Annotated in this window: 1 protein-coding gene; it reads right to left on the bottom strand. The window is 28.4% G+C overall.

Annotated elements, in window-relative coordinates; translation table 11 throughout:
* Nucleotides 1-99 precede the first annotated feature (99 nt).
* On the bottom strand, nucleotides 100-328 hold a 229-nt coding region (locus FE392_RS20915; protein WP_319931999.1), incomplete at its 5' end, for a hypothetical protein.

The raw sequence follows: 328 nt of genomic DNA on the forward strand, positions 1-328 counted from the left end.
ACGCCATTTTATGTGCAATGAATTTTAAAGAATTGTAAAAATTGAATGTACATAAAATTAAGGATTATTATACCTTTTATTCTATAAAAACACCCAATTTCAAATAGAAGGACCATCTGCAAATTTAATTATACTTAAATACGGGTATAAATAATTTTTATCTCCTGAGTTTGCATTATTTATTTGAACAATAGTTGGTACAACTGTTACTGCAAATGGTCCCCCACCTGACATAAATCCTGTAGGATCATTATTAAATGAGGTAAGATAAGTAAGATTATTTATTTCCATAGCCACAAAATTATTGCCTGGAGTTTCAGCATAAAGA

It is taken from the genome of Xenorhabdus santafensis (assembly GCF_033949405.1).
In the GTDB taxonomy this organism is placed as follows: domain Bacteria; phylum Pseudomonadota; class Gammaproteobacteria; order Enterobacterales; family Enterobacteriaceae; genus Xenorhabdus; species Xenorhabdus santafensis.